Source organism: Cohnella yongneupensis, from assembly GCF_042655785.1.
GTDB lineage: Bacteria > Bacillota > Bacilli > Paenibacillales > Paenibacillaceae > Cohnella > Cohnella yongneupensis.
In genome coordinates, this window is sequence record NZ_JBHSNC010000042.1 from 85,764 (window position 1) to 98,834 (window position 13,071).

Annotated in this window: 7 protein-coding genes; 5 read left to right on the plus strand and 2 right to left on the minus strand. The window is 52.5% G+C overall.

Going from position 1 to position 13,071, the window contains the following annotated elements:
- The first annotated feature begins 41 nt into the window (after positions 1-41).
- The 4 genes from ACFPQ4_RS13730 to ACFPQ4_RS13745 all read left to right on the plus strand — a co-directional run bounded on the left by ACFPQ4_RS13730 (position 42) and on the right by ACFPQ4_RS13745 (position 4,122).
- Complete coding sequence (locus ACFPQ4_RS13730; RefSeq protein ID WP_378112429.1) at positions 42-1,016, plus strand: glycosyltransferase family 2 protein; 975 nt, start codon at positions 42-44, stop codon at positions 1,014-1,016.
- A 293-nt stretch (positions 1,017-1,309) separates the two neighbouring features.
- Positions 1,310-1,945 (plus strand): glycoside hydrolase family 11 protein, encoded by a 636-nt coding sequence (locus tag ACFPQ4_RS13735; protein WP_378112430.1) that lies wholly within the window; start codon positions 1,310-1,312, stop codon positions 1,943-1,945.
- Between the two features lie 92 nt (positions 1,946-2,037).
- Positions 2,038-2,880, plus strand: a complete 843-nt coding sequence (locus ACFPQ4_RS13740; protein WP_378112431.1) for a formylglycine-generating enzyme family protein — start codon at positions 2,038-2,040, stop codon at positions 2,878-2,880.
- 162 nt (positions 2,881-3,042) lie between these two features.
- Positions 3,043-4,122 (plus strand): AI-2E family transporter, encoded by a 1,080-nt coding sequence (locus tag ACFPQ4_RS13745; RefSeq protein WP_378112432.1) that lies wholly within the window; start codon positions 3,043-3,045, stop codon positions 4,120-4,122.
- A 146-nt stretch (positions 4,123-4,268) separates the two neighbouring features.
- On the opposite strand, the gene ACFPQ4_RS13750 is transcribed toward ACFPQ4_RS13745, so the two are convergent.
- Positions 4,269-8,117, minus strand: a complete 3,849-nt coding sequence (locus tag ACFPQ4_RS13750; protein ID WP_378112433.1) for a TIM-barrel domain-containing protein — start codon at positions 8,115-8,117, stop codon at positions 4,269-4,271.
- A gap of 36 nt (positions 8,118-8,153) precedes the next feature.
- On the minus strand, positions 8,154-11,054 hold the full coding sequence (locus ACFPQ4_RS13755; RefSeq protein ID WP_378112434.1) for a glycoside hydrolase family 66 protein: 2,901 nt from the start codon (positions 11,052-11,054) through the stop codon (positions 8,154-8,156).
- A gap of 255 nt (positions 11,055-11,309) precedes the next feature.
- Here ACFPQ4_RS13755 and ACFPQ4_RS13760 point away from each other — a divergent pair, with 255 nt between their 5' ends.
- Positions 11,310-12,956 (plus strand): response regulator transcription factor, encoded by a 1,647-nt coding sequence (locus ACFPQ4_RS13760; RefSeq protein WP_378112435.1) that lies wholly within the window; start codon positions 11,310-11,312, stop codon positions 12,954-12,956.
- Positions 12,957-13,071: the final 115 nt, after the last annotated feature.

Genomic DNA, 13,071 nt, shown 5'->3' on the forward strand with positions numbered 1-13,071 from the left:
TGCATCAATTTATATTTTGTTTACGCAAAGGGGAGAATTTTATGTCACAAATCGTTCCGGTAAGTATACTCATTCCTACAATGAACCGTAACCAATCATTCAAACGAACGATTGAATGCCTCATGTCTAAAGAGTACATACCCGCCCACATTATTGTCGTTGATCAATCTCCGGATAGCGAAGTGCGACAACTAAATCAAAATATATTAGATAAGTACTCGAACCTAACAAAAACGACTTATTTATTTCAAGAAATCCCATCGCTTACTAGAGCGAGGAATTTGGCCATTAAGCACTGCGATGATGAAATTATGATTTTCTCCGACGATGATGTTGATGTAAACGATGATACGCTAATCAATATTTATAAGGTGATGAGTAATTCTAAAATAGCTATGATAGCTGGAATTGATGAGAATGAAGAGGTTTCAGATAGAAGCTCGTTAATGAGCTATATTGGTTACTTTTTTTGCACAAAATCATTTAAAAATCGCAACATCGGTCATGTAACCAAATCCATGTTAGGGCGTTTTCCACACTCTGATGTAAAAGGCGAAGTTGAAACCCAATGGGCTATGGGATACTTCTTCGTAGTAAGAAAATCACTTATAGATAAGTGGAAACTTAACTTCGACGAGAAATTTTCCGGTTATGCATACGCGGAAGACTTGGATTTCTCTCACTCTTATTATCAGAAGGCAAAAACCGAAGGCTTAAAATGCATTTTAATAGATAAAGTTAAAGTAAAGCATATGGTTTCAAGGGAATATAGAACACCCTCCTCGAAAAGTACCTTTATGTTCGTAATTAATCGCGAATATCTTAGTTATAAGCATAAAACGGGTGTACTGTCGCGCATGGCGATACGATGGAATAATATCGGAATTTTTATGTTTCGGTTAGCGAGAAACGGTAAATCGGGCAAATCGATGGACGTTATTAGAGCGCAATGGAAATGTGATTCCAACAGAAATAAAATAAGATCTGGCGATCTGGACGACATGATGTATCGTTAGGTTTTCCTCTACTGAGGCGTACTAGAACAAAGAAGAGACGCGCGGGACCGTCCCAGGCGTCTTTTTTTGTGCCTTCTGTTAAGATTAGTTAAAAAAATGGGGGAACATCTTTAGTTTGTCCCGTTTTTATGTATGCGCTTACCTTCTATAATTTTCTAGGGAGGAGGTGGAAGCCAGAAGTTGACGGAATATGACACGGCATGAGTTATGTACTGCAAGAAAAGCATCCGACAGGTAGCAGGTAGTACGTAGGGAAGTAGTGTCCGAGTATAACATTTTGGGAGGGAAAGATTATGTTTAAGTTTAATAAGAAAGTGTTAACGGTGTGTCTAGCAGCTTCCATGAGTTTGGGTTTGTTTGCGGCAACGTCGAGCGCAGCGACGGATTACTGGCAAAATTGGACTGACGGCGGTGGAACTGTAAACGCTGTCAATGGTTCTGGTGGTAATTATAGTGTTAACTGGTCGAATACGGGCAACTTCGTTGTCGGTAAAGGCTGGAATACCGGTTCGGCAACTAGGACGATCAACTATAATGCCGGCGTCTGGTCGCCGAGCGGCAACGGCTATTTGACTCTCTACGGGTGGACGAGAAACTCGCTCATCGAATATTACGTCGTCGATAGCTGGGGAACATACAGACCTACCGGAACGTTCAAAGGCACCGTGTCCAGCGATGGCGGCACCTATGACATCTATACGGCTCAACGCGTCAACGCGCCTTCGATTGACGGCACCAAGACGTTCACCCAGTTCTGGAGCGTCCGCCAGTCGAAGAGAGCGACCGGCAGCAACGTCGCGATCACTTTTAGCAACCACGTTAACGCATGGAAGAGCAAAGGAATGAATCTGGGAAGCAGCTGGTCTTACCAAGTGTTGGCGACAGAGGGGTATCAAAGCAGCGGCAGCTCGAACGTAACGGTCTGGTGATAGCTCTTTAATATCGATAAGGCCGGACGGTCTCGCAGCCGACGGCCTTATTGTTTCAACGAGATTCCTATGCCTTTAAAGGAGATCTATCAATGAGAAAACTATGGATATTCCTTTTAATAGCTATGATGGTTATAGTCAGCGCTTGTTCGAAAGATAAGACCGGGAAGACAGAAGATAATGGTAGCCTTGTATTCGTCAAAGGGGGGAGTTTTAAGAACGCGAAATCCACTTACTATGGGAAACCCGTAACCTTATCGAACTTCTATATCGGCAAGTATGAGGTAACTCAACAAGAGTGGAAAGCGGTAATGGGGAGTAATCCGTCGAAGTTCAAAGGCGACGATTTGCCGGTTGAGACGGTAAGCTGGTATGACGCCGTGGAGTACTGCAATAAAAGGAGTATCCAAGAGGGCTTAAAGCCCGTTTACCATATAGACAAAACGAACAAAGACCCGAAAAATACGAGCGAATACGATAATCTAAAATGGACGGTTACGATTATAGATGGCGCTAACGGTTACCGATTGCCAACTGAAGCGGAGTGGCAATATGCCGCAGGCGGTGGTCAGCTAAGCAAGAGTTACGCCTTCAGCGGAAGCAATAATGCGGATGAAGTCGCATGGTATTGGCAGAACGCCGGAGATAGACCGTTATCGGGTGATTGGAATTGGCCGCTTGTAGAAAACAATCATAATCGAACGCAAGGGATCGGAGCCAAGAAACCGAACGAGTTAGGGCTTTACGATATGTCGGGCAACGTAAGGGAATGGTGCTGGAACGGGTACGGAGACTCGGAGAGTACTAGCAATTCTACCCGGGTCGTGAAGGGCGGTAGTTGGATGGGCGAGGTCGGCGAGCTCACGTATGTGAACAATTTCGAGGCGAACGGTATCGGTCCCGACCAAGGCTTTCGCGTGAGTCGCGGGGAGTAAAGCAAGAGTCGAAGGGAAAACGAGGGGTTACCTGACGGCGGTTCAACCAACCGCTGGAGGGTAACCTTTTTTAGTTGAAAAGCGTCACGTTTGTATTTTAGCAGGCAATTCGTTAATGTTAATAATAGGAAGAAAATATCGTTGCAAGGGGGGCATGTCCATATGCCGCAAGGCAAGTGGTTTCGTACCGGTTATGGCATTATCGTCGTCTTATTGATCGCCTTCTTGGCTTCCAAGGTCGACTACGTCTTCGATCCGATCGGCAAGGTTCTGGCCGCTTTGTTCGTGCCGCTCTTGATCTCGGGCTTGTTCTACTACCTGTTCCGGCCGTTCGTGAGGCTTCTCTCGATCAAGCTGCCGAAGACGCTAGCCATTATACTCGTCTACCTAGGCGCCCTCGGCGTCTGTTACTTGTTCTTCTTGATGATTTGGCCGCCGATTCGGGACCAGTCGATCAACCTCGTGGACAATATTCCGCAGATCGCCGATTCGATTCAGTCGTGGCTCGAATCCGTGCAGCAGCACCAGTGGCTGAAGGAAATCGGGCAGAAGGACGCATTATCCACGGAAAATCTTACTTCCAAGCTGACCGGGTCGATGGACGAAATTCTCAATTCCGTCGTAGGCAGCGTGCGAGGGATGTTCAATGTCATCATGAACTTCTTCTTCCTGCTCGGTCTCGTGCCTTTCATGATCTACTACTTGCTGAGCGAAGGGGATAAATTTCCCCGCCTCGTCATTCGCATGCTGCCGGAGCGCTATCATGAAGAGATGAGAGGCGCATTGAAGGAAATCGATGCGTCGATCGGTTCTTTCATCCTGAGCAAAGTGTTAACGTCGCTTCTCATCGGCATGCTAACCTTTATCGGATATGTGCTGATCAATATGCCCTATCCGCTGCTGCTCGGCTTGATTGCTGCAATTACGAACTTCATCCCGTATATCGGACCGCTGATCGCCTTCATTCCCACGGCCGTCGTCGCGCTCACCGTCTCTCCGATGACCGTGCTCCTGGTCGGAATCGTACTCGTCGTCTCGAACCAGATCGAAGCCAACCTGATCGGGCCGCGGATCATCGGCAAGCAGATGAACGTTCATCCGCTCACCGTCATGCTGCTCGTCATCGGCGCCAGCGCGATTATCGGTCCCGTAGGCATGATCATCGTCGTCCCCGTCTACGCGATTGTCAAGATTATCGCGGTGCGCGTTTATAAGTTATATAAGCTTAACCGGATCATGTAATGTTCGTCACAGGAAGGAGGTCAGGGGTAGACGCTCGCAAGAGCGGCCCGGGCCAAGGCTTTCGCGTAATTCGCGACGCATGAAGAAGATCGCCCCCCACCCGACCTTATAGGCCGGATGATCAGGGCGATCTTCTTCGCTTGGAGCTATTGTTTCGTAATTCTTACGTCATCCATATGAAGCACGGTCCCGCCCGGCGAATTCACGTAGAAGCCGACGTCGATCTGTCCGTTCGTCACGTAGATGTTATCGATGCTGATATACTTCCATACGCCGTCATTGGAGATGTTTCCATAGATCGCGCTGCCGCCGTAGTTCGAGATTTCCGCTCTGGCTGTCGTAGGGTTCGTATATTGCAAGCGAACCCAAGCCTCGAATTTATAATTCGCGTTGTTGACGGGAACGGCAACGACCTGATGGATGCTCTGTTGATACGCGCTGCTTGCGTAGAAGTAGGCGCGATTATCGCCGGTCCACGGAGATTGCGGCGGGTTGGATCCAGAACCGCTATCGATCCCGTAAGCGAGAGACTGTCCGCCCGGATGCCATTCCGTCCAGTTGCTGCCTTGGCCGGTATTCCGCTCGAAATCCCCGTTATCCAGTAAGTTCAACTCGGACTTCGGCGTTCCCGGCGAGGTTGCGGATACGAGTAACCTGTCGAGATTCACGTATCCGCTGTCCGCGGCGTCGTACTTATACGCGATCGTATTCGTACCGGCGACCAAGGTCAGCGTCTGAGCCTTATCCTGCCACACGTCCCAGCTTGCTCCAGGGCTGGTGAGGCTGGCTTGCGTGACGTCGACGCCGTTGACGTAAGTGCTTAATGTCTTCGTGCTGCCGTTGCCGTTCGCATACCGGAGCGCAATCTCGTAGTTGCCCGCTGTAGGCACTTCCACCTTGAACGCCACCTGGGCGCCGATCGACTCGATGCCGTCTACGAAACCTTCGCCGGAGTACAGCTTGTGGTTCTGATTCGTATCCGCTCCGCCGGACAATGCGGCGCTCTCGGCTTCATACTTGCCGATCGTCGGGTGAAGCGTGACGGTGACATAGTCCAAGTTGACGTTGCCCGTATCCCCCGCGTCATCGTAATACTTGTACGTGATCGCATTACGTCCGGCAGCGAGCGGCACGGTCTCGCTCTGCGTGGCCCAAGTGTTCCAGTTCGCGAGATTCGCAAGACTTGTTTGCTTCACTCGCTGGCCGTTGACGAATATGCTCATCGTCTTAGCGCTTCCGGTCGAGTTGGCATAGCGAAGAGCTAAGGTGTGATCCCCGCCGGCTATCGTGTCCGCGTAGAACGTGACGGCTGCGCCGTCCGTATCGATATTGTCGACGAAGCCGGTACCGGAATAGCCGGTATGGTTCGTGTTCACGGTCGCCATCGTGCTCGTCGTATCGCCCGACAGCGAAGCGTCTTCCGCTTCCAGCTGTACCGTCGTCGATCCGACCGACCCGGTTCCGGTTACGACGATGTTCTTGGCAGAACCGCTAGCCGCGGCCACCTTCACGTACGTCACGTTGCCGTAGACGTCTTTGCCCGTCGACCATCCTTCGCCTCCGGCGGCTCTCAAAGCGTTAAGATTTCCGTAGGAGCTTGCGGATGAGCCGCCGATAGTAACGCCCGTGCCCACCTTGCCGTGGATTTTCACGATGTAATATTGAAGGGCCGGCGAGTAGGTGCCCGACTTCGCGCCGATCGAGAAGCTAATGCCGCTTCCTCCGTTATCTTGGGCCGTCATCGCCTGTTTGAAGTATTCTCCGCCTTCATAATCGTAGCTAGCGCCATCGTCGTCATAATACGTGAAACTGGTCGAAGACGTATCCGGGAAGACGTCTACGTCGACGCTCGTCACGGCGCTCTGGCCGACGTAATCCTGCGCTTCCTGGGTAGGGATAATCGCGCCCTTCTTAATGAACAGAGGAATGTCGGACCAGGTTTCCGAGTTGACGGGATACTTGATCGTCTGACCGCCCGTATAGGTCGTGCCTTTGAAGTAGTCGGTCCATGTGCCTGCGGGCAGATAAATATCCTTGACGGTCTGACCTTTGTCGACGACCGGAGCCGCGAGCAGCCAATCCCCGAACATCCAGGCGTCCACGTAGTTGGCGACGGAAGAATCCGTCGGGTAATCGAAGATCAACGGACGTACGAGACCATTCCCGTTCTCGAAGGCGCTTCTCTCGTAAGCATACATATATGGGATCAGCTGATAGCGCAAATGGATCGCGCTCTTGGCGGCCTCTTCGGCCGAATTCCCGAAGTACCAAGGTTGTCTCTGTTGATAGAGGTTGCCGTGCACCCGGAATACGGGCGTTAACGCCGCGAACTGCATCCATCGCGCATATAGCTCGGGGCTTGGATTGGAGTCGTTCGGATTGAATCCGCCCGTATCCATACCCCACTTCGGTTGACCGTTGTTAATGGAGGATAGCATGACGGTCCGCTGCTCCTTCATGCCCGACGCCCAACCGACTTTCTCGCCCATCTCGAATTGGCCGCCGATATCGCCCGACCAGAGCGTCGTCGCATACCGCTGCGCGCCGGGGTAGTAGGTTCTGGCGGTCTGCCATACCCGTTGGGTATCGTTCGTGTAGTCGCGTTGGCCTTCGTACATGCCTTGCGACAGATGGCCCGTCGTGAAGTTGCCGAACCAATATTGCGCGGGTCCCGAAGCGACCTTATCCGTCTCGTCGTTCCACCAGCCTGCAATGCCCTTGTCGAAGGCATCCTCGGAATGATCCCAGTACCAGGCTCTCTCGGCGGCATTGTACGGATCGATGCTTCTGACCAAGACAGGTACGAAGTAATCCTCGTATTCGGAATGTCCGGGGTACCAATAGCCTCCGGTATTCGCATCATAATATTGGGTCGTCCTCGCATTGCTGCTATCTTCGGTCACGATCCGGGGCTTCGTGATCCCGATCAGCTTCACGCCCTTCGCATCCATGTTCGTCTTAAGCGTCGTCGAGCTTGCGCCGGGGAAATTCGTCGTATTCCAGGTGAATTCCCCGTAGTTCGTATCGCCGTAATTTTTCCAGTCGTAATCCAGCCCGTAGGCATCGAGCGGAATGTTCTTGGCGCGATACGTATCGACCATGTTCGTGATCTCCGTCTGGTCGGAGTCCCACTCGAAGTTCATGAAGCCGAGCGACCACTTCGGCAGCATCGGCGACTTACCCGTGATTTCCGAGAAGCCGGACATAATTCCCTCGGGCTCGCCGACGATCGCGTAATACTCGACGTCCGTCTTGCTGTATCGGCGTCCTTCCGTGGGCGTGCCGCCATAATAGAATTCAAGCTGCCCGGTACTCGCGTTCGTATACGGATAGCCGCCGTCGCTATCGACGAGAATCCCGTAGCCGTCGGTAGACCACATGAACGGTCCGCCGGAATCGCCCTGATTGCCAGCGTGAGCCGGATGGTTGCTCGTGTTACGAGTAATATCGGGGGCGGACTCGTTGGCGTTGTAGCTTCGTATTCCGTAAATATTGTGACTAGTACTGTGCAGGAATCTGACGCCGTCATAGAAGACGCCTCCGCCGGAAGGCTCGTAGAGCAGCGTCGTTCCGTCGGCTTTCTTGATCGTGACGCGGGTCGGCGTCTTCGCGATGGAGACGATCATCTTCGAAGTCGTGATCGTAATCGGATTTCCGGCCGTATTGATGGTCGCTCCGACGGCGCTCCACGTCTTGTTCGGGTCGATCATGGGCGTGTCGGCGCTCGGCGAAACGTTATTCGGCCGGTAGGACACCTTAACGATGTCCGACTGCAGGACGTCGAAGATGAGGATGTCGTCATTCGGTTCGGCGCCGTTATCGATGGTCAAAGTCAGCTTGTCGCTCGTCGCGGATATTCCCGTGACGTTGCCGAGCGCGCCGGCATAAGCGAGCGCGGGCTTCGGCGGGAAGACCAGCAGGAGGGAACTGAGGAGCGAGAAGATCGCCGCATACGAGATCGTTCTTTTCCAATGAATCGGATTCAGGCTTATCATCGTATATTCCACCTCTCTATTATCGAATATGGAGCATTAATCGACTTCGATCTCGAAGTCCGTGCCTTCCCAGCGATCCGTGCCGTACTCCGCGGAGCCGTTGTTGTTATCGTCCCAGAGGAAGGTGAAGTCGATGTCGCCGGAGCTGAACGGACCGACGGATATCTCGTAATCCAGATCGCCGTTGCTAGAGCCGTTGCCGCGCAGCTTCGTGTCCGTTACGTTCGTCCAGTTGTTATCGCTCCAATGAACCCATCCGGGCAATCCGGCTTGGAACGTAATCCGATAGCCGGCTGGAATAGACGTAATCGGGACGTTGAAGTTCCAGATATAAGTTTTGTCCAGATCCAGATGGTCGAGATTAATCGCGTGCGCATTGCTGCCGGAATACCAGAGCACGACCGTATGATAGCCTTGGTCGAGTTGGGCCGTTAACTCGCCGTATCCCCAGGAATTCCACGAACCCGTGTTATCGAATCCGATCGTTCCGGCATACTTGCCGTCGACGAACACGTCTCTCGTCGCGTTCGTTCCTCCGTTGGCATAACGGAAGCGCAGCGCGTAGTCGTCGCTCGTATCGGCATGGACGACGAACGATACGCCGTCATTCGCGGTGGCGAACCCGTCGACGAACCCGCTGCCCGTGTAGCCGGCATGGTCCGTATTGGTGGAGACGTTCGTCTTCACCGCGGTCTCGGCTTCATAGATAGCATTGGAAGGCGCGCTGAACGTCCGCTTCATATAGATCATGTCCCAGTACTTCAGATTCGGAATCGTAAAGGAGACGTACTTCCCGTTGCTATCCGTCCCCGTCGAGAAGGAAAGTTCTTCGGTCGTGCCGTGATCCAGGTCGGGAGATGCAACGAATACGTCCGTAATCGTCTCGTCGTTGCCGATATACACCTTCGTGGCCAGATTCGTCTTGAACGTCGGCTGCGATGCGCTGTTGCGCCATTGGTTATCGTTGTTCAGCAGGTTGATAAGATGGACGATATTGTAATCCGGGGTCCGCTTCTGAATTTGCCATACCGTATTGCCCGTCGCGTCGCCGCTCGTCGTTACGCCCGTAATGTTCAAGAACTGGCTGCCCGTGTCGTTATTGACGACGTCGGCATCGAACAGCAAATTCTCGTAGGCGGTAATGAAGGTGTAATGATCCTTCAACGCGTCCTTCAAAGAATTGCGCACGCTCTTGCTCCGGTTCGGATAGTACTCGTGGGCGAGCATCTGGCTGTCTTCGCCGAGCTCGAGGTGCGTCGCGCCGCTCGCGGCCATCATGGCGTCCGCCAAGCGGATGGAATGGTCGTCGAAGGCGCCGAGCGTCAGGCTGTCCAAGTTGATCGCGCCGCTGTTGCCGACGTCGTAGCGCACGTCCACGGTATGCGAGCCTTGCGTCAAGTACACCTGCTGATACGTGTCGTGGGACCAAGTATCCCAGTTGGCGAAGTGGTAGAAGTTCAATTCCTTGTTGAATACGTTATCGACGTATAGGTTGCGCTTCGCTTCGCTGCCTGTCGCATTGGCGAATCGGAAGACGAGCGAGTAATAGCCGTCCTCCGGCGCGCTGATCGTGAAGGACGCCTTATCCCCGGAATTCGCGAATTGATCGACGAATCCGGAGCCCGTATAGCCGGTATGGTTCGTATTCGTGGATACGTTCGTCAACGAGGCGCTCTCCGCTTCATAGCGCGTTCCGATATTCTCGCCGTAATTCATATAAGCGGCGAGCACCGCGGCCTTGCCGCCGCTGTTGGCCCGGATGTCGTCGATATAATCCTTGAGCTGCTTGTAGCTGTTCGACAAGTACCAGATTTCGCTATAGAGGAAGTCGACGTCCGCGTTCGTGCTGACATCGTCGGCCGCCCAGCCGTCTACCGTGCCGTCCACGATGTTATAAGTGATATGATCCTTGGCTGCATTGTTCGTCGTCAGGGCGCTCTTGGCCGCATCGAGGAAAGGCGAGAACGACTGGGCCAGATTAACCGGATTGCCATTGTAATCATAGACGTTGTTGCGCTGACCGAATTGATCGACGTGTATGCCGTCGAAATCCCCGGCATTGATCGCATCCAAATATTCCGTGAAAATATAATTTTGCCAGTTCGCGTTCAGCGGATTGAACCAATGAAGAATAGGCCCGAATCCGAAGTTGAAGTCGAACTGCTTCGTATGGGTCGCATCCTCGTACAACCCCCACTGAGCGTTGACGCCGTAGGTCGGATAGTTCTCCCTGGCGGCGTAGATCATCGCGTAGGCCATCGCCGCGCCATTCTGGTCATGCACGGCATCGATCTGATTGCCCAGCGTGCTCCAATCGATCTGTCTGTTGAACAGATCCTGCCAGGTAGAGTCGATCACGCCGCCCGTACGCTTGATCACTTTCTCGTGCCGCCACATCCAGTCATAGAACTGCCAAGCGTTAATATGATAATCTTGCGCGAGTTCGTTAACCTTGTCCGTGCTCATCGTCGACGTTTCCGCAGACGTCATCTCGCTAATGAAGCCGTAGCGCGGATATTTGGCCATATCGCTCGAGACGTCGATCGCAGTCGCTCCCGAGCCGGCCGTATCGGCATCGATTCGGACGAAGTATCCGCGGTAATCGGTCGCCGGCGCCGTCCAGCCGAAGGTGATGTCGTCGGACTGGCCGTTCGTCAAGGTAACGGCTTGCGATGAAGTGTACACTTGGGTTTCCAGATAGAAGATACGCACGACGACGTCATCGCTCCACGTCGATCCGGTCTGATTGTGCAGCGATACCGTAATGGTAACGCTGTCCGACGGATCATACCGGGACTTGTCCGTGTAGACGCGCTCGACGATGCCGCTGGCTGCCGCCGAAGCACGCTCGGCCGGACCGGTAAGCGGGACGATGCTCAAGACCAGTACAAATAGCAGCAACCAACTGATCGACATTTGTACTTTACTTGCTTTCATCTTTACGACCTCTTTTCATAGGAAATTTGTGAAGCGCTTACATTATCGTCTACTTCCCTCCTTCGAACAATCGAGTAGCTTACTAGTTTCATTATCTATGAAGCATGCGGATTCGGAATAGGACCTTATTTTCGGATTTGGTATTCATTATTCCATATTTTGGCGAGGTCCATTGTTGAATGCGGTTGTTATGGTATGATCCAGATATAGCCCTTAAAAAGTAATAGATTTCCATCCATCGGGGGTGTCGATAAAGTGCGGTACAACGTATTGATCGTGGATGACGAACCGATGATACGCCTTGGCCTTTCTTCATCGGTTCGATGGGAGGAGGAAGGCTTCGAGCTCGTGGGGGAAGCCGCGAACGGCGAGGCGGCGCTCCGGATCGCGGAGCAACAGGAAATTCATGTGCTGATCACCGACATCAAGATGCCGCTCATGGACGGACTGGAGCTGACGAAGCGGCTGAGCGAAAGTTATCCCAAGATCAAGGTCGTTCTCGTGAGCAGCTATAGCGACTTTGATTACGCGAGGAAGGCCGTGAAGCTGGGCGTCGTGGTGGATTATATTTTGAAGCCGACGATGGAGCCGGTCGATTTACTGCGAATTATGCGCGTCTGCAAAATCCAATTGGACGAAACGTCGGCCCGCTTGCACGAATCGGGTTACTATATGAGGGAAGCGGAGAAGAGCAAATCGATAGAGTTGGAAGCTTCGCTTCGGAAAGTATGGAGCGGAGAAAAAATCGCATTGAGCTCACTTCCGGAATGGTTGGACGACTCTCTGGTTCTCGTCGTATGGAGGCTAGAGAGCGCCTCTCCCGGAGACAAGGATTCTGCCCTCGAACGAATACTGAACATCCAGACGACGAAGGACAACCTCAAGCAATGGTGCGAGCAAGTGTTGAGCTTCGATACGGATCAACAGGAGTTCGTCACGATATTGCCCGATCATCAGGGAAGCGCCGGGCCGATCGTCGAGAAGCTCCATCTTCGGCTGCTATCGGAGGGCATCTGCTACACGGTCGGAATCAGCCCTTCCTTCCGGCAAATCCAGTACATGCCGGATGCTTACTTGTGGGCGGGCAAGGCATTGGAGCAAGCCTTCTTCCTAGGGAAGGGTAAGCTGTATATGGGGAAAATAAGCGCGCGTCCGAATAGAGAACCGAAACGTACGGAGGAGGATGAACAATGGATCTCGCTCCGGGAACGATTCTCGCAGATGCTGGCCGTATCGAATAAAGAAGGAAGCGAGCGAATCATCGAACAGTGCATTGCGATGTGGATGAATCGAACGCTTAGCAGGAAAGAGATCATCGTGCAATCCGAAAGCCTGTTAACGTTAATGTGGACAGGGAATTTCAGGATTAACACGGAGGAAACGATCAGACTCATTATCGAGAAGCTCCAAGAGGTTAAACAGCTGGACTCGCTTGCGGAATTATGCCAATTCATTCGATACGAGTTTCGAACGCTATGGGAGGACGGCAGATTGCCGCTTGTCGTCGCGGACTCGGGGAGCACCCACGCAATCCAATTGGCCATCTCCTATATCCAGCAGCGCTATCATGGAGAGTTGTCGTTGCAGGAAGTGGCGAATCATGTTCACATGAGCAAAAATTACTTCAGCGAGCAATTCAAACGGCTTGCCGGCGTAAACTTCATCGACTTCGTCATTCGGCTGCGGATCCAGTACGCCAAGCAATTGCTGAATACGACGACCTTGCGCGTGTACGATATCGGGGTGAAGGTCGGCTTCAACAGCTCCAAGCACTTCCTGAAGCTGTTCAAGCGGGAAGTGAATTGCACGCCGGCCGAATATCGCCAGCTACATTTCGCTAGACAGAAGCAGGGAAGCGGCGAGGTCGGCGAGGTTAGCGAGACAACTCCGCGTCCGAGCTGAGATAGCGGCACCGCATACAAGCTAATACTCCACACTCATCATAAGGTCTCTTATATTCATCCTAGGATGAATATAAGAGACCTTATTTAATTTCCGCGGCTCAAAGTGACGAATA